The following is a 19,321-nucleotide window of genomic DNA, read 5'->3' as shown; positions in this document are numbered from 1 at the left end:
AGGCGCCGCCGGAGCCGTTGAAGCCGTTGCGGCCCAGCCAGTCGCGCAGCATGTTCCACTCCTGCTGGGCGGCGTACAGCGCGTCCACGCAGGCGGTCTCCAGGTTGGTGCCCGAGCCGTTGCCCCAGGAGTCGTCGGTGCCGGTGTAGGCCGAGCCGTTCTGGCCGCCGCAGCGCAGGCCCGACCGGGTGGTGTCGGTCATCGAGTAGGAGCCGCCGGAGCCGGAGGTCTGGATGGTCACCGGGTTGCCGTTGTAGAAGCTGTTGCCGGTGCCGGCGCGGACGTCGTCGACCTTGTCGATGACCGCGCCGGTCCGGGCGTCGACGTAGACGTGCAGCACGCTCGGCGCCCGCTCGGTGGCGCCGGTGACGACCACCTCCCACGCCAGCACGGGCCGGTCGGTGGCCGCGTGCACCACGAGCACGGGTGCGGCGGCGGTCTCCACGGTCGTGAGCTGGCCGCGCGCGGTGGCCGAGGCGGCCTCCGCGCTGACGGCGGCCCTGGTGTCCAGATCCAGCTTGGCCTGCTGGCCGGAGCCGATGCTCTCCACCGTGCCGCCGGACCTGTCGGTCACGACGATCACGTCACCGCCGTAGACGGGCAGTCCCCGGTAGGTGCGCTTGTAGTGGAGATACTGGAGGCCGCGTGTCCCCACGACGACCCTGTCCCGCTCGAAACGGTCTCCGGACGCCTTCCGCAGGGCCCTGGAGCCCGAGGCCAGGGCACGCTCGGCGCTGGTGATCGCGCGTCTGCGGCCGTCGGCGTCCGGCGGGGCGGAAGCGGGCTCGCGCTCGGGGGAGACCTTCACCGGGACCGGGTCCGAGGGTGCGGTCCCTCCGGCGGCCGGGGCGCTCAGCGCGCCCGCCGGCGTGGGCGTCGCCAGGGCCGCGGCCGCCAGTACGGCGACGGCTCCTAACTTGACTTTGGTTCTCACTCTGGGTGACTCCTCTCACCAGTCCCCTGGGGGGAAAGGGACCTAAGGAGCCGAGGCCGGCCAGGGCTGACCCAAAAGTGGCATCACTGATACCTGTTACAGAACCCTCTAGATGTCCATAGGTTCTTCCTATGGACATGGATCACCGCGGCGGAACGGAGATCACTGCGGCGGATGGGGCGGCTGCCCGTTGCGTTTGATCCAGCACGCGTATGCGGGGGCTTTCAGCGCCTCACTCCAGTACGCGCGCATCACGCTGCTCACGAGCGGCACCGCGCTGTCGGCCAGCGGGCCGTACTGGGTCCATCCGATGATGTGACGGAAGACCAGGGGCGTGTCCACCAGTGGGCGCACGGCGATCCCCGCCCGCCCCTGATGGGTCGCCTGGAACATCGCCACGCACCGGCCCGCCCTGACCAGGTCGTAGGCGAGGTTGGCGTTGAGGGAGAACGAGACGCGGGGCACGAAACCGCGTTCGGCGCAGGCCGCCCAGAAATGCTCGCGGTAGCCGAACTCCACCTGAGGGGGCATCGCCCACTCCTCCTCGGCCAGGTCCGCCAGCTCGATCTCCTCGCACCGGGCCAGCGGATGGGAGGCCGCCACGCCCACGAAGATCGGTTCGGTGGCCGGGACCTCGTAGATCACGCCTGGTGGGGGCAGCAGCTCGTAGCCCGGATAGTCGCCCAGGACGGCCAGCTCCAGCCGTCCGGCCGAAAGGAGCGCGGGCAGGACGTCCATGCACTCCTCGGTCCGGATGGTGAGGTCGGCGTGGGGCGCCAGGTCGTACAGGCAGTTGCTGATGTGGCCGGCGATGGAGGTGTTCCCGCATCCCAGCCGGATCACCGGCTTGCCCGTCCCCCGCTCGACGCGGTGGCGGGCGTCGCGCTGCAACGTGCCGAACGCGTGCAGCAGCGAGCCGGAGCGGTCGAGGAGCCAGGCGCCCAGCGGCGTCGGGCGGCTGCCCTCGTGGACCCGCTCGAACAGGCGTCCCCCGATCATGCGCTCGATCCGTTGCAACTGGCCGGCCAGAGAGGGCTGGGACAGCCCGAGGGAGGAGGCGGCCTTGGAGATGCTGCCGTATTCGGCTATGGCATGGATGACCCGAAGATGACGTACTTCCAAGTCCATGGAGGGATGATAGGAAAAATCAAAATGCAGATAAACGTGAAAGTCGATACACGTTTCAGTGGTGGTTTTCCCCGGCCCGATGGTGCGTAAGGTCAAGGGATTTCCCGGCCCGGTGATGTGTGAGGCCGAGAGGAATGGAGCGGTGGGTCACCCCGGAGGAGATCTCCGTCCCTCTTGACAGGGACATCCGGGTCTTCGGGGCGGGACAGGGCGAGGCGGGGTGGGGGCGGCGGCCGCCGCACGGCTGATCCGCTTCACGCGTCCTCCGGATCGGTTCCTCCGGATCGGTCGCAATTGCCGCATAAAGTCGCTGCCCGTGCGCTCTGGGTAACATGCCGGGAGATCTTGGAGATCTGTGGCCGGGGTGGAGCAGCGCGAGGTGGGCCCGACCCCTCATGATGGAGGTATGGCGGAGGCGATCTACGTCGGTGGTCTGCTGGTGGCGACACCGCAACTCGACGATCCCAACTTCCGGCGCAGCGTGGTCCTGGTCCTGGAGCACGACCACGACGGCGGCACGCTGGGCGTGGTGCTCAACCGGCCCAGCGACATCTCGGTGACGCAGGTGCTGCCGACCTGGGACGCCATGGTGACCGGCCCGCCCGTGCTGTTCCAGGGCGGCCCCGTGCAGACCGACAGCGCCCTGGCCCTGGCCGCCGTCCCGAGCGGGCAGGAGCCCCTCGGCTGGCGGCGGCTGCACGCGGGCACCGCGGCGGTCTCCCGGCTCGGCACCGTCGACCTCGACGCCCCGCCGGAGATCCTCGCCGGGGAGATCGCCCAGATGCGGATCTTCGCCGGATACGCCGGCTGGACCGCGGGGCAGCTGGAGGCCGAGATCGGCGAGGGCGCCTGGTACGTCGTGGACTCCGAGCCCGGCGACACCTTCCACCATGACCCCGGGTCGCTGTGGCGGGCCGTGCTCCGCCGCCAGCGGGGCGAGCTCGCCTACGTGGCGACCTGCCCGGACGATCCCTCGATGAACTGAGGGTCCTGGCGGGCGCGGTCCCAGCCGGGGCGCATCGAGCGCTCGGCCATGGCCAGCATCGCCTCCAGGCGCCGGGCCAGCGCGGAGAGGTCGTAGCCGCCGTCGGGCGCGCAGAACTCGAAGCCGATCCGGGTCACGCTGGTGAAGAGCGCGACGACGAAGTTGGCCAGGAGGTCGTCGCGGTCGGCGCTCTCGCGCCGGGCGACCTCGGCGACCAGCCGCCGCTCGTGCTCCATCATCCGCCGCACGCTCCCGGCCAGCAGCGCGGGGGTGCCGTCGATCAGCTCACGCGCTTTGAGGAACCTGGCCCGGTCGGCAAGATCCCCCTCCTCTAACATGGTGACCATCGCGCGCAGGGCATGGCTGAGCGCGGTGAACGGCGGTTCCTCCGCGGGCCGGGCGGCCAGCTCGGCGAGCATGACCTCGACGCCGTCGAGCGGCAGGGAGAGCGCGACGTCCTCCTTGGTCGCGAAGTAGCGGAAGAACGTGCGGGGCGAGACGTCCACGGCGGCCGCGATCTGGTCGACGGTCGTGGCCTCGTACCCCTGCTCCGCGAACAGGTCGAGGGCGGCGTCGACCAGCGCCAGTCTCGTCTTCTGTTTCTTGCGCTCCCGTAGGCCGGGTCGACTCATGCATGTCACCCCTTCGAAACGTATGGTTCACAGTCTGCCATATGTCATGACATGACTCTTAAAATGATTTGTCATATGTCAGGGACTGCCATAAATTACCTCAGGTTGACACGCCTCAAGCGGGGGCGATCAGACTCACGAGGGGACCCTTCCATGGCAGACGCCAAGACGGTGGCCGCACCGCCGCCGCCAGATCCCGGCACGTCGTCGAGGCAGGGGCACCCGTGGCTCACGCTCCTCTCGGTGTCGCTCGGTGTGATCATGGTGATGCTCGACGGCACCGTCGTCGCCATCGCCAACCCGGTGATCGCCCAGGACCTCAAGGCATCCCTTGCCGACCTGCAGTGGGTGACCAGCGGCTACCTGCTCGCGCTCGCCGTGTTCCTGATCACCGCGGGCAAGCTCGGCGACCTGTTCGGCCATAAGAGGATCTTCCTGGTGGGCGTCGCCGGCTTCGCGCTCACCTCGCTCGCGATCGGCCTCAGCTCCTCGGTCGGCATGCTGATCGGGCTGCGCGTGCTCCAGGGCCTGTTCGGCGCGCTGCTGCAGCCGGCCGCCCTCGCGCTGCTGCGGGTGGCCTTCCCCGGCGAGCGGCTGAAGATGGCGATGGGCGCCTGGGGCGGCATCATCGGCCTGTCCAGCGCCGCCGGCCCGATCGTCGGCGGCCTGCTGGTCGAGCACGTCAGCTGGCAGTCGGTCTTCTTCATCAACGTCCCCGTGGGCGTCGTGGCCATGGCCATGGGCCTGTGGGTGCTCAGCGAGAGCAGGGCGCAGACCCTGTCGAAGGTCGACTGGCTGGGCGTCGTGCTGCTGTCGGGTGCGATGTTCGCCCTGGTCTGGGCCATCATCAAGGCTCCCGACTGGGGCTGGGGCGACCCGCTGACCATCGGCTTCCTGGCCGCGGCCGTGCTGATCGGCGCCGTGTTCGTGTGGTGGCAGGCCCGGGTCGCCGAGCCGCTCCTGCCGCTGAGCCTCTTCAGCAACGCCTCGGTCTCCATCGGCACCGGACTGATGATGCTCGTCGCGTTCTCCATGTTCGGCGCGATGTTCTTCCTCACCTTCTTCTTCCAGGGCGTGCACGGGCTCACGCCCCTGGAGTCCGGCCTGCGGATGCTGCCGATGAGCGCGGGAATGATCGTCGCCTCGCCGCTGGCCGCCGTGCTCATCGGCAAGCTCGGCACCAAGGTCACTATCGCGGGTGGCATGCTGGTCACCGCCCTGGCGATGTTCCTGATGTCCAGGCTCAGCCTCGACGCCGCGTTCATGGACAGCGGCATCCCGTTCGTCCTGCTGGCCTTCGGGCTCTCGCCGGTCTTCGTCGGCGCCACCGAGATCATCGTCGGCAACGCGCCCGAGGACCTCAGCGGCGTCGCGGGCGGCATCCAGCAGTCCGCCATGCAGGTCGGCGGCGCGCTCGGCACGGCCATCCTCGGCGCGATCGTGTCGGCGCGGGTGGCCGACGTCTACCCCGGCCACTGGGCGGACGCCAAGCTCCCGCCGCTCCCGGCCGAGCAGGTCGACGGGCTGAAGGAGCTGGCGACCTTCGGCGGGGCGCCCTCGGCCCAGATGATGCCCGGCGTGCCCGAGCAGGTCGTCCAGGGCATCGCCGGCGTCTCACACCTGTCCTTCCTGGACGGCATGCACCTCGGCTTCCTGGTCAGCACGGGCGTCGCGGTCCTCGCGGCCGTGCTCGCCCTGTTCGTCAAGGCGGGCCGCAAGTCCGAGGACGGCCCCATCCACATGGGCTGACCCATCCCGTCACCGTACGGCTCCCGCCATCGCCCGGCGGGAGCCGTACCCGTTCACGCGGGTGTGACCGTGAGCGTCTGCGTGCCCGAGGCGGGGGTCGTCACGGTGAGGATCCGCCGGTCGGGGTCCCAGGTGGAGGACAGGGCCCCGGTGACCCTGCCGCCCCGCGGGAACTCGTCGGCGGGCAGGTAGACCTCGGTCGGGCCGGTCCCGTTGGCGTCGAAGCGGACGGTCAGCGAGTGGGACGCGCGGTCGTAGGCGACCTGCCGGGGGACGCCCCCGATCGCCCTCGGGTACGGCCTGGCGTAGACGGGCACGAGCGGGCCCGGGGCTCCCTTGTCGTCGTAGGGGCCCCAGGGCCCCGGGTCGCGCGACCAGTAGGCCCGGCCCATGCCGAGCTCGTCGGTCACCTCCAGCATCCGCTCCACCAGTTCGACGGCGCCCGGCCGGGTGGTGTCGAGGCCGAACTCGCCCAGGATGACCGGCCCGTCCTGGCGCTCGGCGAGGCGGAGCATGTTCGAGCGCCACCAGCCGAGCGTGGTGTCGGTCCACTCGCGGGCGGCGCCCACGTAGTCCTCGCCGAGGTCCAGCGGGAGCGGGTAGATGTGCGGGGCCAGGCCGATCCGCGGCTCGCCCGCCCGCGGGTCCTCGAACCGGGGCAGGCCGCTGGGCAGGCCCCAGTTGACCCCGACCGCCTGCGGCTCCACGAAGATCCAGTTGTCCTGGTCGACGCTCCTGATCTGCGCGATCGTGCGGCGGTAGAGCTCGGCCAGCGGCCCGTTCTCGAACGCCGCGCCCTGCACCGAGCCGCCCCACGGCTCGTTCATCAGGTCGTAGCCGATGACCGCCGGGTCGCCCTTGAAGCGGTCGGCCACCGCCCGCCAGGCCCTGGCGTAGTGGTCCATCAGCTCGGGGTGCTCGCCGGTGGTGTTCCAGAAGTGGTCGAAGGCCCGCATGACGCCCGGGTCCAGGTAGTACAGCTCCCAGGTGGCGTGTTCCCCGGCGACCGGCAGGCCGTCCAGGTAGGTGGCCCACCCGGGGGCGCCGTCGCCCGTGCGCCCGCCGGGGGTGATCTTGTTGCCCCACAGGTCCTGGTGCATGTCGAGCATGACGTGGTAGCCGCGCTTGGCGTACCAGCGGACCCGCTCGGCCACTTTTTCCAGATATTTCGTGTCATAGACGCCGGGGGATGGCTCGACGGCCCACCACTGGATCAGGAACCTGACGAAGTTCGTGCCCATCGCCCGGTACTCGGTCTCGACGTCCGCCTCGGTCAGCTCGGGCAGCGCGTCCGGGGCGCTCTTGGCGCTGCTCGCGGTGTTGAAGCCGTGCAGCGTCAGCGCCCGTCCCCGGTCGTCGGTGACGTATCGCGGGACCCGCTCGGGCGCGTCGCCCCGGGCGACCGAGGCCACCCCGCCCGCCGCGGCGACGGCCAGGGCCAGCCCCGCGACGGCCAGCCGCGGGCGCCTCATCGGGGCGTCCTTCCGGCGGCGGCCGGGGGCCGGTGGCCGGTGGTGCCCGCTCCGTCGGGGGCCCGTCCTGCGACGGCCGGCCGTGGGTGCCTCATCCGGATGCCTCCATCTCCCCGCCGTCTTCCAGGGCTCTGCCGCGCGTCCCGGCACGGCGGGCGGGGACGCGGCGGGACCCGGTGGAGCCCGGCGCGCGGGATGCGACGGCCCCCGGATCCGGGTCTTTCACGGGAATCGGTTGGGCGCTAGCCTGCCGAACATGAGCATTGTTCGCAATAGCCTGCCGACGGTCGTTACCTTGCTGATCGTCTCGGCGTTCGGGGTGTTCGGCACCGGCCTCGCCACCGCCGCCGGCTATCTCGCCGTGCCCTCCGCCGTGGGCCTGCCGTACGGCCTGCCCGGCCTGCGGGCGGTCCCGCTCGGCGAGACCGGCTGGCCTCTCACGCTCACCGAGAACCTCGCCGCCCTGGCCCTGGCCGGAGTGGTCGCCTGGGTGACCACCCACCGGCGGGGCGGGGCCGTGCGGGCCTTCTTCGCCGGCTGGGGCGCCTTCGTCCTGGGCGCGCTGGTGGCCAACCTGCTGCGCGCGGTCGTCATCTCCCAGACCGTCGAGGCCGGTCCCGGCGCCTACGCCGGGCTGCTGCTGGGGGGCCTGGCCGCCGGGCTGCTCTGGGGCGCCGCGCTGGGCTGGACGGCCGGGGCCGCGGCCGTGGCGAGCGTCGGCGCGGGGACCGCGGTGGTGCGGGCATAAAATCGACAGGGTGAACACGAAGATTCTCCCTGAGAGCGATATCCGGCCCGACCTGTCGTTCGGCGACGGCGACCACGAGCGGTTCGCCCACTACGCCGACAAAGACAAGATCATGGAGAGCGCGTTCAGCGGCACTCCGGTCCGCGCGATCTGCGGCAAGGTCTGGGTGCCCAACCGCGACCCGCAGAAGTTCCCGGTCTGCCCCGAGTGCAAGGAGATCTACGAGGGGCTGCCCAAGGGCGAGGACAACAACGACAACAAGTGAGTGTTGTTCGTGGGTGATCGCCACCGATGAGGTTACGGTCGGGATGCCGCTGGGGAGCGGCAGTCGACCAGCAGATGTGACCTGTCGGGGGAGTTCATGGCTCGGCGTGCGATCGCCGCTATTTTGGCATGCCTGTTCACAGCGGGCGCCGCTCCCGCCGCCCCGGCGTCCGCTGTGGCCGAGTCGCCGGAGTCCCTGGAGTCCCCGGGGTCGCCGGGGTGCGCGAGGGCGCTCCGGGCCGCGACCCCCGGACGCGGGCCCGAGCCGCGCGCGCCGGACCCGGCGCAGGTCGCGGAGATGCTCGCCGATCTGAGACGGCGCCTGTCGGGGATGCGCCGTGGGCCCTGGACCCCGATCACGGTCCCCACCCAGGTGCATGTCATCGCCGCCGGCCCCCTGGGGGCCCAGGACGCCGCGGTGCGCAGCCAGATCGCCACGCTCAACGCCGCCTACGCCGGCCGGTACGGCGGGGTCGACACCGGGATCCAGTTCCGCCTCGACAACCTGACCCGGACCGACAACGTCGCCTGGTTCCGGGAGCCGCTCTCCTACGAGGCGCAGATAAAGAAGGCGCGCAAGGGCGGCGCGGAGACCCTCAACCTCTATGTCGCCCAGCTCAGCCAGCTCGTGCTCGGCTACTCCACCTACCCCTACTGGTACAAGAACGAGCCCCAGCTCGACGGCGTGGTCATCGACTGGCGCAGCCTGCCCGGCGGGTCGCTGCGCAACTTCGACCGGGGATACACCGGGGTCCACGAGATCGGCCACTGGCTCGGGCTGCTGCACACCTTCGAGAACGGCTGCCAGTCACCGGGTGACGGGATCGACGACACCGTGCCGGAGGGCACGCCCACCGAGGGCTGTCCGGCCGGCAAGGACAGCTGCAAGGGCGGCGACCCCGACCCGATCCACAACTTCATGGACTACTCCCACGACCACTGCATGTCGGAGTTCACCGCCGGCCAGGCGGCCCGGATGCACGAGATGTGGTCGACGTACCGTGCCCCGGAGCCGGACACTACGCTTGACGGGTGACAGCACCGAAGACACTTGACGCTCCATACGGATCCCCCCGGATCTTCGGTCCCGAATACCGCACGGCCTCCCTGGGCATCCTGCTCGTCGTCACCCTGATCGCCTTCGAGGGCATGTCGATCGGCGCGGTGATGCCCGCGGTCTCCAAGGATCTCGACGCGCTCGACCTGTACGGCATGAGCTTCTCGGCCTTCCTCATCTCCGGCCTGCTCGCCAACGTCGTCGCCGGCCTCTGGTCGGACCGGCGGGGACACGCCCTGCCCTTCCTGCTCGGCGTGGGCCTGTTCGTGCTCGGCATGGCCCTGGCGGGTGCCGCCGGATCCAAGGAACTCTTCATCGTGGCGCGCGCCGTACAGGGGCTGGGCGGCGGTGCGGTCATCGTGGCCATCTACGTGATGATCGTGCGGGTCTACGTCTCCGAGGCCAGGCCCAAGGTGTTCGCCGCCCTGTCGGCCGCCTGGGTGCTGCCCGCGCTGGTCGGCCCCGGCATCGGCGGTCTCATCGCCCAGACGCTCGGATGGCGCTGGGTCTTCTTCGGGATCGTGCCGCTGGTGATCCCGGCCATGCTGATGCTCCTGCCCGCGCTGCGCGGCGGCGAGGCCCCGGCCCCGACCCCGGAGGCGGCCGGCCCCCGGTCCCGGCCGCTGGCGATGACCCTGGCGGCGATGGCCACGGCCGGTGGCGCCGGGGCGCTGCTGTACGGCGTGGACCGGCTGCACACCACCCCGGTCCCCGGCGGGATCGCCGCCGCCGCCGGACTGGTCGCGCTGGCCGTGGGCCTGCCCCGGCTGCTGCCGCCGAAGGCGCTCAGGTTCGGCCGCGGCCTGCCCACCACGGTCATGATGCGCGGCGTGCTCTCCTCGGCGTTCTTCGGGGTCAACGCCTTCATCCCGCTGTTGCTCACCGAGGTGTCCGGCCTGTCGGTCGCGCAGGCCGGCGTCGCCCTCACCACGGGCGCCCTGGGCTGGACCACCGGCTCCTACCTGCAGAGCCGCCGCGAATACGACCGCCCCCGGCTGGTACGGCTCGGCGCCGCCGCGGTCACCACCGGCATCCTGCTGACGATGCTCGCGCTCGTGCCCGGCGTCACCGGCTGGGTCACCGTGCCCGCCTGGGTCGTCGCCGGATTCGGCATGGGCATCGGCGTCACCAGCGTCAGCGTCACCGCGATGCGCCAGTCGCCCGACGCGGAACAGGGTGCCAACTCCGCCGCTCTCCAGGTCGTCGACACCCTGGGCGGCGCGCTCACGATCGGCGTCGGCGGCGTGCTGATCAACCTGATCGGCCACGACGACATCGCCACCGGCTACACCACGATCGCCGCCCTCATGGCGGCCATAGGACTGCTCGGAGTGATCGTCGCCGTGCGCATGCGGGACGTCTCCTGACTCATCGGTCACTCACGTAACCACGGTCACCTATAGCCGGACCGCGCCCCGGGAGGCATGGTAGGACGGTATGACCGTGACCACCGGGAGGAGTCGTCGTGGACGAGCGCCCTCACCGAGCGCGGCCACCGGAGGACCCCGGGCGTGAGACCGGGCGCCGGGTGTGGCCCCCGGAGGGGGCCGGGCGCGGTGGCCGCCGCGCCCGGCCGGCCGAGGATCTCAGGCGCGACGACGGGCGCGCGGCGCCGTCCCTGGAGGAGGCCGGGCACGGGGGGCAGCACCGGGCGCGTCCGCGGCAGGAGCCCGAGCGCGGCTCCCGGCGGCGGGCGCGGCCGCCGGAGGGCGGTGCCGGGCAGGTGCCGTCCGAGGGGCCGGAGGGCGGTGCCGGGCCGGCCTGGGCCGCCGGGGAGGAGCCGGAGCGGGGCGGCGCGTGGACATGGCCCGCCGAGGAGCCGGAGCGCGGCGGCCGGCGGCGGGCGCGGCCCGTGGCCGGGCCGGGGCGTGGCGGCGGGCGGCCCTGGGCTGCCGAGGAGGCGGAGCCCGGCTCCCCGCGGACCCGGTCGGTGGGAGAGCCGGAAGACGGTGGCGGGCGGGGGGCCGCGGCGGGCGTGCCACCTGACGACCTCCCGCCTTCGGCCCGCTGGTACGGCACGCCGGCCGCCCCGCCCCGCAGCCGGCTCCCGGGCCGCCTCCGACGCCGTCTGCTCACCCTGACCGCCCTGGCGGCCGGGGCCGGAGCCGTCGCCGTCGCGGCCGTCGTCCTGGCCCCCCGGGTCCTGCCCGCCGCCCCGCCGCCCGCCGTGGTGAGCGACCGCCTCGCGGGCGTGGGATACCCGCTGCCCGAGGGCTGGCGGGCGGGCACGGTGCCGCCGGTCACCGAGTTCACCGCGGTGGCGGGCCGCGGCGGGGAGGCGACGGTGATGTCCAGGCCCGCGGAGCCGGTGACCGACGTGCGCAAGGCGACGGTGGAGCTGGCCGACATCTACGCCCGGCTGCTGCTCCACGGCGACGAGGTCGAGGTCGTCGACGACCGGGCGGTCACGGTGGGCGGGCGGAGCGGCCACAGCCGCGCCCTGCGGGCGGAGTATCGAGACGTCGTCAACCGCCCGGCCTATCTCCGTGTGGTGTTTCTCACCGGCGCCGGGGGACGGCCGGTCGTCGTGGTCGGCATGGCCCAGCCCGACGACCCCCGGCTGCGGGCCGAGATCGACACGGTGATCTCCGGGGTCCGTTAGGCGTGACGGCGGCCCGCTCCCGCGCGCCCGGCGGGCGTCCGCGGCAGGGCGTCGGGGGGGCGGCGGGAGGCCCCGGGGGGCGCGACCGTACGCGGCCGGGAGACCTCTAGCACGCGGAGGTGACCTTGGCGAGCATCTCGCCGGATCGGCACGTCTTGTCGGCGACTCAGATTACCCTGGGGACACTGTGAGCACTTTCGCCGCATCCCACCTGTCCCCCTCGTACCCCGAACGTGCCGCCTGGGGCACCGCGCCGAAGCTCCGCGCCTGGCAGCAGGAGGCATTCGACCTCTACTCCAGACGTGAGCCGCGCGACTTCCTCGCGGTCGCCACGCCCGGTGCGGGCAAGACGACCTTCGCGCTGCGCATCGCCAGCGAGCTCCTGTCGCGAGGGATCGTCCGGGCTGTGACGATCGTCACACCCACCGAACATCTCAAGCAGCAGTGGGCCGATGCCGCCTCCAGGGTCGGCATCGCCATCGACCCCGAGTTCAAGAACAGCCAGGGTGCGACCTCGCGCGACTACGTCGGCGTGGCCGTCACCTACGCCCAGATCTCGATGCACCCGGCGCTGCACCGCGCCCGGACCGAGGCGCGCAAGACGCTCGTCATCTTCGACGAGATCCACCACGCGGGCGACGCGAAGTCCTGGGGCGACGGTGTGCGCGAGGCGTTCGAGCCCGCCGCGCGGCGCCTGGCGCTGACCGGCACGCCGTTCCGGTCCGACGTAAACCCGATCCCGTTCGTCACCTACATGGAAGACGGCGAGGGCATCCGGCGCAGCGTCTCCGACTACTCCTACGGCTACGGCCCGGCGCTCGCCGACGGCGTCGTCCGGCCGGTCATCTTCCTCGCCTACGCGGGCGAGATGCGCTGGCGGACCCGCGCGGGCGACGAGATCGCCGCGACCCTCGGCACCCCGCTCACCAAGGACCAGCTCGGCCAGGCGTGGAAGGCGGCGCTCGACCCCAAGGGCGACTGGATCCGGCAGGTGCTCCACGCGGCGGACCGGCGGCTGACCGAGGTGCGCAGGGGCGTCCCCGACGCGGGTGCCCTGGTCATCGCCACCGACCACGAGACCGCCCGCGCCTACGCCAAGCACATCCGCGCCATCACCGGGGAGGGCGCCACGGTCGTGCTCTCCGACGATCCCGAGGCGTCGAAGAAGATCAAGCAGTTCTCCGCGTCCCAGGACCGCTGGCTGGTGGCGGTCCGGATGGTCTCCGAGGGCGTCGACATCCCCCGCCTGGCCGTCGGGGTCTACGCCACGAGCACCTCGACCCCGCTGTTCTTCGCCCAGGCCGTCGGCCGTTTCGTCCGGGCCCGCAAGCGCGGCGAGACCGCCTCGGTGTTCCTGCCCTCGGTGCCCACACTGATGGGGCTGGCCGGGGAGATGGAGGCCGAGCGCGACCACGTGCTCGACCGCAGCCTCCCGGAGGAGGGCCTCGACGACTTCCTGCTCGACGACGCCCAGCGCAAGAAGGACAACCCCGACGTCCTGGGGGACGAGCTGCCCTTCGAGACGCTGGAGGCGGTCGCCACCTTCGACCGGGTGCTCTTCGACGGCGGTGAGTTCGGCACCGCCGCCGAGCCTGGTTCCCCCGAGGAGGAAGACTTCCTCGGCCTGCCCGGCCTGCTGGAGCCCGACCAGGTGCGGACCCTGCTGAGCAAGCGCCAGTCCGACCAGCTCAAGGCCAAGCGGAACCGCCCCGAGCCCAAGGAGCCCCAGCTCGCCCCGCACGAGCTCATCGCCAACCTGCGCCGGGAGCTCAACGGGCTGGTCGGCGCGTGGAACCACCGCACCGGCCAGCCCCACGGCGTCATCCACGCCGAGCTCCGCCGGGCCTGTGGCGGCCCGGCCATCGCGCAGGCCACCGCCGAGCAGGTCCAGGAGCGGATCGACAAGATCCGCCACTGGGCCACCCAGCGGTCGCACTAGCCGCCGCCCCGCGGCGGACGCGGGCTCCGGGAGCCGGAAGACGGGTCTGGAGCACCGATGGGCGCGTGCCCGGTCGGCTCAGGGAGTCAGCTCGGGGGTCGGCTCAGGGAGGCTCGGGGGTCAGCTCAGGGAGATCGGCCGTCCGGTCCGGCCGTCGATGGCCCGGAACGCCCCCTTGCCGGGCAGCGGCGGCGCCAGGCGCACCTCCACCGAGGCCATCCCGTCCGCCACGCTCACCGGGAGCCTCCGGGCGCCGGCGGGCCGGTGCCTCATCGGCCCCTCATGCAGCCAGACCTTGACGTCCCGCCGGTCGCGGCGCAGGACGACGGTCGCGGTGTCGCACTCGTCCGCCACGGCCGTCCAGCGGAACGTCACGGCGCGCAGGTCGCCCTGGCTCCGGGCCGGTCGAGCCTGCTCGGGGGAGGGCAGCCGGGCGGCGCAGGCCGTCGCGTGCCCGGCCGGCTCCGCCGCCGGGGCGGTCATGGCCGGGGGCCGGGCGGCCGGGGCGGTCATGGCCGGGGGGTGGGCGACCGGGGTGGACGGGGTCCGGGTGGTGCCGTGGACCCAGAGCGTGGTCACCTCCAGCCCGGCCAGCGCGACCACGCTGCCCAGCCGGGTCGCGCCGTTGCCGCGTATCAGCAGCCACAGACACAGGGGAGCCAGGATCAGCCATGAGACACCGAGCACGAGCATGGACGGTCACCACCGTGAGATCAGAGGATTACGACTCTCCGTAATACTCTTATCGCATCGGGTAGCGACCGTCTTGGAAGTTTCATGACCGGTCTGTAGGCCCTTCCGGGACCGTGCCGTCGGGGTCGGGGCCGATCGATCCGGCCGGGGCCGTACGGCCGGAGTCAGGAACGGACCACCGGCTCGCCGCTGAGGCCGGCCCCGGCGGCGCCGAGCTCGGCCAGCGCGGCCTCCGTGGTCGACCTGGCCACCCCGGCGGTCAGGTCCAGCAGCACCCGCACGGCCAGGCCGTTGCGGACCGCGTCCAGGGCGGTGGCGCGCACGCAGTGGTCGGTGGCGATGCCGACGATGTCCACCGCGCTCACCTGGCGCCGGGCGAGCCAGTCGGCCAGGCCCGTCCCGTCGGGGGCGCTGCCCTCGAAGCCGCTGTAGGCGGCGGCGCGGGCGCCCTTGCTGAACACCTCCTCCACCTTGGCGGTGTCGAAGGCGGGGTGGAACTCCGCGCCCGAGGTCCCGGCCACGCAGTGGGCGGGCCAGGAGCCGACGTAGTCGGGCTCGGCGGCGAAGTGGTCGCCGGGGTCGACGTGGAAGTCACGGGTGGCCACGACATGGTCGTAGTCGTGCGAGGCGGCGTGCCGGGAGATGGCCGCGGCGACCTCGGCGCCGCCGCCCACCGGCAGGCTGCCGCCCTCGCAGAAGTCGTTCTGGACATCGACGATGATCAGTGCGGTTGCCATGAAGGCTAGTCAAACACGGTCGGAATGGCGGCGTAGCCCCGGGACAGCTGGTGGGCCTCGGCGGGGAGCTCGGCGACGGTCTCGCGGTGCCGGAGGCGGGCCGCCTCCAGCTCCTCCCGGCCGACGACCTCGCCGCCGCGGACCAGCTCGACCTGGAGCGGGCGGCTGTCGGCGGGGCGGTCGCCGGAGACGGTGACCAGCTCGGTGAGCGCCGTGCCCGCCGGGTCGAGCTGCCGGAAGGCGTTCTTGCGCCCGCCCCGGCTGGGCTTGCCCACCGATCTCTTGGCCACCGGCTGCACGATCCCCTCGGCGTCCTCCCGGGCGACGAGCTTGTAGACCAGCGCGGCCGTCGGCACACCGGACCCGGTGACCAGCGAGGTGCCGACGCCGTAGGCGTCCACCGGGGCGGCCGACAGTGCCGCGATGGCGTACTCGTCCAGGTCGCTGGTGACGAGGATCCGGGTCTTGTCGGCGCCCAGCGAGTCGAGCTGCCCGCGGACGGCGTGGGCGACCTCGGCCAGGTCGCCGGAGTCGAGGCGGACGGCCCCCAGGTCGGGGCCCGCCAGCTCCACGCCGGCCCGTACGGCCTCGGCCACGTCGTAGGTGTCCACCAGCAGCGTGGTGCCCGCGCCGAGCGAGTCGATCTGGGCCTGGAAGGCGTGCCGCTCCGAGTCGTGCAGCAGGGTGAAGGCGTGGGCGGCGGTCCCGGCGGTCGGCACGCCGTACAGGTGACCGGCCATCAGGTTGGAGGTGAAGGCGAACCCGCTCAGGTAGGCGGCCCGCGCGGCGGCCACGGCCGCCACCTCGTGGGTGCGCCGCGAGCCCATCTCGATGAGTGGCCTGGATCCGGCGGCGCGGACCATCCGGGAGGCCGCGGTGGCGATGGCGCAGTCGTGGTTGAGGATCGACAGCAGCACCGTCTCCAGCAGCACGGCCTCGGCGAAGGTGCCCTCCACGGTCAGGATGGGGGACCCGGGGAAGTAGCACTCGCCCTCGCGGTAGCCGTACAGGTCGCCGGAGAAGCGGTAGCCGGCGAGGAAGTCCAGGGTGGGGGTGTCGACCACCCGGTTGTCACGGAGGAAGGCGAGCTCCTCGTCGCCGAACCGGAAGTTCTCCAGCGCCTCCAGCACGCGGCCGGTCCCGGCGACCACCCCATATCGCCGCCCGCCGGGCAGGTGCCGGGCGAACACCTCGAACACCGTCCGTCGTGCGGCCGCTCCGCTGCGCAGCGCCGCCTGCACCATTGTCAGCTCATAGTGATCTGTCAGCAACGCCCTGCTCATGCTCGTCATCACGAGTCGAAGACTAAGCCCGCGGTAGGGCAGACTGGTGTATGTGGGTAGCACCGCTCCAATGGAGGTCGAGCGTCCGTCAATCGACGTCCGGCCCGATCTGCCGTGGCTGACGATCGTCTGGAACGACCCGGTCAACCTGATGTCCTACGTCACGTATGTCTTCCAGTCCGTCTTCGGTTACTCGAAGGAGAAGGCGGAGAAGCTGATGCTCGACGTGCACCAGAAGGGCAGGGCCGTGGTCTCCAGCGGCACCCGCGAGGAGATGGAGCGCGACGTGCAGATCATGCACTCCTACGGTCTGTGGGCCACCGTGCAGCGGGATTCATGAGCGGCGGACGCGGTTGGACCCGTCCGGCGCCCCGTCCCGCGGCGGACCGGGGGCGGGCCCCGGCGGGAGACGGACGGGGATCGGTGAGCGAGCGGTGAGTTCAGGCTTCAAGCGTGGGCGCAAGGGCGGTGTGATCACCGTTTTCGACGCGGCCGAGGTCTCGATCCTGCGTTCGCTGGTCTCCCAGATCCTCGGCCTGATCGAGCCCGGGGAGACCGGGGACGACCCGCTGGAGCGCGCGCTCGGCATCGGCCCGTCCGAGCAGTCCGCCGACCCGGTGCTGGCCCGGCTGTTCCCCTCGGCCTACGAGGACGCCGAGCAGTCGGCCGAGTTCCGCCGCTACACCGAGGCGACCCTGCGCGACGGCAAGCGGGCCGACGCGCAGACCATGCTCGACAGCGCCGAGCCCGGACGGGTCGAGCTCACCCAGGAGCAGGCGCAGGCGTGGATGCGCGCGCTGAACGACGTACGGCTCGCGCTCGGCACCCGGCTGGAGGTGACCGAGGAGGTCCACGACGAGATCGCCCGGATGGGGGAGGACGACCCGCGCTATCCGGCGTATGTCACCTACGACTGGCTGACCTACCTTCAGGACACCTTGGTCCGTGCCCTTTGGTAACTTCCTGACATGCTCACGATCTCCCGGGAACTGGTTGACAAGATCATCGCGCACGCCCGGGCCGACCACCCGGACGAGGCCTGCGGCGTGATCGCCGGACCGATCGGCTCCGACTCCCCTGAGCGGTTCGTCGCGATGGAGAACGCCGAGCGGTCGCCCACCTTCTACCGCTTCGACTCGATGGAGCAGCTGCGGGTCTGGCGCGAGATGGACGACCGCGACGAGGAGCCGGTGGTCATCTACCACTCCCACACCGCGACCGAGGCATACCCCTCGCGGACCGACATCAGCTACGCCTCCGAGCCGAACGCCCACTACGTGCTGGTCTCCACCCGCGAGGAGCTGGGCGAGGAGACCGAGCTGCGCTCCTACCGGATCGTCGACGGGGTGGTGGAGGAGGAAGAGGTCACGGTCACCTCGGGGTGAGCCGCGTCCCAGTGGCCGATACGGCCGTGATGTGAATCGTCCCTTTGGGTAAGCTGATGACCATGTCGACCGTTGACCCGAGCCTGGAGGACGTCGTGCTCTCACGTACCGGCGCACGGGCCCGGCTCGCGGGTCTCGCGGCCGTGCAGAGCTTCCTGTTCGCGCACACTCCCACCGTCGTCGTCTACGACTGTCGCTGACCGGCAGTTCTGGAATCCCTCCGTGCCCGCCGGTGTTCTGGATCCGGTGGGCGGCACTCCCATGACGACACAAGGAGATTGACCCGCGATGGCCATCGAGGTTCGCATTCCGACCATCCTGCGCACTTACACCGACGGCGCCAAGGCCGTCGACGGCAAGGGCGCGACGCTTGAGGAGCTGATCGGCGACCTGGAGACCCGGCACCCCGGGCTGAAGGACCGTCTGATCGACAAGGGCGCGCTGCGCCGCTTCGTGAACGTGTACCTGAACGACGAGGACGTCCGTTTCCTGGGCGGCCTGGAGACCCCGCTCTCCGACGGCGACACGGTCACCGTCCTGCCGGCCGTGGCCGGCGGCTCCCGCTAGCGGCGCGGCGCCGCCGCGCTCGACCGGGCGGCGGCGCACGCCGATGTTTCTGGTTTGTCACCACGGAGCGGAAGCCGTAGACGATGCGCTTTGACTCACTGATCGATTCCGTAGGCCGTACCCCGCTGGTCGGCCTGCCCCGGCTGTCACCGTCGGAGGACGTGCGGATCTGGGCCAAGCTGGAAGACCGCAATCCGACCGGTTCGATCAAGGACCGTCCCGCGCTGTGGATGATCGAGCAGGCGGAGAAGGACGGCCTCCTCCGGCCCGGCTGCACGATCCTCGAACCCACCAGCGGCAACACCGGCATCTCGCTGGCGATGTCCGCCCGGCTCAAGGGCTACAAGCTGATCTGCGTGATGCCGGAGAACACCTCGGAGGAGCGCCGCCAGCTCCTGCGCATGTGGGGGGCGGAGATCATCTCCTCCCCGGCGGCCGGCGGCTCCAACGAGGCGGTCCGGGTCGCCAAGGGCCTGGCCACGGAGAATCCGGACTGGGTGATGCTCTACCAGTACGGCAACCCGGCCAACTGGCGCTCCCACTACGAGACGACGGGGCCGGAGATCCTCCAGGACCTGCCGGCCGTCACCCACTTCGTGGCCGGCCTGGGCACCACCGGCACCCTGATGGGCGTCGGCCGGTTCCTGCGCGAGCGCGTCCCCGGCGTGAAGATCGTGGCCGCCGAGCCCCGCTACGGCGAGCTGGTGTACGGCCTGCGCAACGTGGACGAGGGCTTCATCCCCGAGCTCTACGACCCCGACGTCCTGACCACCCGCTTCTCCGTCTCCTCCGCCGACGCGCTCCGGCGCACGAGAGAGCTGCTGGCCGCCGAGGGCATCTTCGCCGGGGTCTCCACCGGAGCCGCCCTGCACGGCGCGCTCGGCATGGCGAGCAAGGCCGTCAAGGCCGGGGAGCGGGCCGACATCGTGTTCGTGGTGGCCGACGGCGGCTGGAAATACCTGTCCACCGGCGCCTACGAGGGCACTCTCGACGAGGCCGAGGAGCGGCTCGAGGGCCAGCTCTGGGCGTAGGGGGACCACCGGGCCCCGGGCCCGGCGCCTCCGCGTGATCGGCTCGGCGGGGTGGTGCGCCTTGGCCGGAGGATTTTTCGGGGAGTTCGTACCAGTCGAAGAGGGCGTGTCCGGG

General features: G+C 71.9%; 21 protein-coding genes. 14 read left to right on the top strand and 7 right to left on the bottom strand.

Annotated elements, in window-relative coordinates; all coding sequences use genetic code 11:
• The coding region (locus ACWDS7_RS34045) for a PepSY domain-containing protein (RefSeq protein ID WP_451932600.1) at positions 1–934 on the bottom strand (934 nt) is incomplete at its 3' end.
• A gap of 162 nt (positions 935–1,096) precedes the next feature.
• Positions 1,097–2,062 carry a LysR family transcriptional regulator gene (locus ACWDS7_RS34040; RefSeq protein ID WP_306856460.1) on the bottom strand — a complete coding sequence of 322 codons (966 nt, stop codon included), beginning with the start codon at positions 2,060–2,062 and terminating at the stop codon, positions 1,097–1,099.
• 406 nt (positions 2,063–2,468) lie between these two features.
• On the opposite strand from ACWDS7_RS34040, the gene ACWDS7_RS34035 reads away from it, so the two are divergent.
• Positions 2,469–3,047, top strand: coding sequence for a YqgE/AlgH family protein (locus ACWDS7_RS34035; RefSeq protein WP_306856462.1), 579 nt, complete (start codon positions 2,469–2,471; stop codon positions 3,045–3,047).
• On the opposite strand, the gene ACWDS7_RS34030 is transcribed toward ACWDS7_RS34035, so the two are convergent.
• Complete coding sequence (locus tag ACWDS7_RS34030) at positions 3,008–3,679, bottom strand: TetR family transcriptional regulator (RefSeq protein WP_451932599.1); 672 nt, start codon at positions 3,677–3,679, stop codon at positions 3,008–3,010. The genes ACWDS7_RS34035 and ACWDS7_RS34030 overlap by 40 nt on opposite strands.
• Positions 3,680–3,832: 153 nt before the next feature.
• Here ACWDS7_RS34030 and ACWDS7_RS34025 point away from each other — a divergent pair, with 153 nt between their 5' ends.
• The gene (locus ACWDS7_RS34025; protein WP_451932598.1) at positions 3,833–5,428 is read left to right on the top strand and encodes an MFS transporter; all 1,596 of its coding nucleotides are present in this window, start codon (positions 3,833–3,835) and stop codon (positions 5,426–5,428) included.
• Between the two features lie 53 nt (positions 5,429–5,481).
• On the opposite strand, the gene ACWDS7_RS34020 is transcribed toward ACWDS7_RS34025, so the two are convergent.
• Complete coding sequence (locus ACWDS7_RS34020; RefSeq protein WP_451932597.1) at positions 5,482–6,900, bottom strand: cellulase family glycosylhydrolase; 1,419 nt, start codon at positions 6,898–6,900, stop codon at positions 5,482–5,484.
• Between the two features lie 256 nt (positions 6,901–7,156).
• On the opposite strand from ACWDS7_RS34020, the gene ACWDS7_RS34015 reads away from it, so the two are divergent.
• The 6 genes from ACWDS7_RS34015 to ACWDS7_RS33990 all read left to right on the top strand — a co-directional run bounded on the left by ACWDS7_RS34015 (position 7,157) and on the right by ACWDS7_RS33990 (position 13,510).
• Positions 7,157–7,648 (top strand): hypothetical protein, encoded by a 492-nt coding sequence (locus ACWDS7_RS34015; RefSeq protein ID WP_451932596.1) that lies wholly within the window; start codon positions 7,157–7,159, stop codon positions 7,646–7,648.
• Positions 7,649–7,658: 10 nt separating this feature from the next.
• Positions 7,659–7,913 carry a DUF3039 domain-containing protein gene (locus ACWDS7_RS34010; protein ID WP_306856468.1) on the top strand — a complete coding sequence of 85 codons (255 nt, stop codon included), beginning with the start codon at positions 7,659–7,661 and terminating at the stop codon, positions 7,911–7,913.
• Positions 7,914–8,210: 297 nt separating this feature from the next.
• Positions 8,211–8,948 carry a zinc metalloprotease gene (locus ACWDS7_RS34005; RefSeq protein WP_451932595.1) on the top strand — a complete coding sequence of 246 codons (738 nt, stop codon included), beginning with the start codon at positions 8,211–8,213 and terminating at the stop codon, positions 8,946–8,948.
• Complete coding sequence (locus ACWDS7_RS34000) at positions 8,945–10,336, top strand: MFS transporter (RefSeq protein WP_306856470.1); 1,392 nt, start codon at positions 8,945–8,947, stop codon at positions 10,334–10,336. Before ACWDS7_RS34005 ends, ACWDS7_RS34000 begins: the two co-directional genes overlap by 4 nt.
• A 98-nt stretch (positions 10,337–10,434) precedes the next feature.
• Positions 10,435–11,571, top strand: a complete 1,137-nt coding sequence (locus ACWDS7_RS33995) for a hypothetical protein (protein ID WP_451932594.1) — start codon at positions 10,435–10,437, stop codon at positions 11,569–11,571.
• A gap of 187 nt (positions 11,572–11,758) precedes the next feature.
• Positions 11,759–13,510, top strand: coding sequence for a DEAD/DEAH box helicase (locus ACWDS7_RS33990; RefSeq protein ID WP_306856473.1), 1,752 nt, complete (start codon positions 11,759–11,761; stop codon positions 13,508–13,510).
• Between the two features lie 120 nt (positions 13,511–13,630).
• On the opposite strand, the gene ACWDS7_RS33985 is transcribed toward ACWDS7_RS33990, so the two are convergent.
• The 3 genes from ACWDS7_RS33985 to ACWDS7_RS33975 all read right to left on the bottom strand — a co-directional run bounded on the left by ACWDS7_RS33985 (position 13,631) and on the right by ACWDS7_RS33975 (position 16,232).
• Positions 13,631–14,203: a hypothetical protein gene (locus ACWDS7_RS33985; RefSeq protein ID WP_451932593.1), complete on the bottom strand. Its 573-nt coding sequence runs from the start codon at positions 14,201–14,203 to the stop codon at positions 13,631–13,633.
• A 164-nt stretch (positions 14,204–14,367) separates the two neighbouring features.
• Positions 14,368–14,940 (bottom strand): isochorismatase family protein, encoded by a 573-nt coding sequence (locus ACWDS7_RS33980; RefSeq protein ID WP_306856477.1) that lies wholly within the window; start codon positions 14,938–14,940, stop codon positions 14,368–14,370.
• 5 nt (positions 14,941–14,945) lie between these two features.
• Positions 14,946–16,232 (bottom strand): nicotinate phosphoribosyltransferase, encoded by a 1,287-nt coding sequence (locus tag ACWDS7_RS33975; RefSeq protein ID WP_451932601.1) that lies wholly within the window; start codon positions 16,230–16,232, stop codon positions 14,946–14,948.
• A gap of 61 nt (positions 16,233–16,293) precedes the next feature.
• On the opposite strand from ACWDS7_RS33975, the gene clpS reads away from it, so the two are divergent.
• From clpS to ACWDS7_RS33945, 6 genes are all read left to right on the top strand, one after another.
• Positions 16,294–16,563, top strand: coding sequence for an ATP-dependent Clp protease adapter ClpS (gene clpS / locus ACWDS7_RS33970; protein WP_031159029.1), 270 nt, complete (start codon positions 16,294–16,296; stop codon positions 16,561–16,563).
• A 94-nt stretch (positions 16,564–16,657) separates the two neighbouring features.
• Positions 16,658–17,182, top strand: a complete 525-nt coding sequence (locus tag ACWDS7_RS33965) for a DUF2017 domain-containing protein (RefSeq protein WP_306856478.1) — start codon at positions 16,658–16,660, stop codon at positions 17,180–17,182.
• Positions 17,183–17,191: 9 nt separating this feature from the next.
• Positions 17,192–17,608 carry a Mov34/MPN/PAD-1 family protein gene (locus tag ACWDS7_RS33960; RefSeq protein ID WP_451932592.1) on the top strand — a complete coding sequence of 139 codons (417 nt, stop codon included), beginning with the start codon at positions 17,192–17,194 and terminating at the stop codon, positions 17,606–17,608.
• Positions 17,609–17,670: 62 nt separating this feature from the next.
• The gene (locus ACWDS7_RS33955; protein WP_306856481.1) at positions 17,671–17,808 is read left to right on the top strand and encodes a hypothetical protein; all 138 of its coding nucleotides are present in this window, start codon (positions 17,671–17,673) and stop codon (positions 17,806–17,808) included.
• Between the two features lie 88 nt (positions 17,809–17,896).
• On the top strand, positions 17,897–18,175 hold the full coding sequence (locus tag ACWDS7_RS33950) for a MoaD/ThiS family protein (RefSeq protein ID WP_451932591.1): 279 nt from the start codon (positions 17,897–17,899) through the stop codon (positions 18,173–18,175).
• A gap of 83 nt (positions 18,176–18,258) precedes the next feature.
• Complete coding sequence (locus ACWDS7_RS33945; RefSeq protein WP_451932590.1) at positions 18,259–19,206, top strand: PLP-dependent cysteine synthase family protein; 948 nt, start codon at positions 18,259–18,261, stop codon at positions 19,204–19,206.
• The last annotated feature ends 115 nt before the right edge of the window (positions 19,207–19,321 follow it).

The sequence above is a fragment of the Streptosporangium sp. NPDC003464 genome, assembly GCF_053588315.1.
This window is presented reverse-complemented; position numbering and strand designations above follow the sequence as displayed.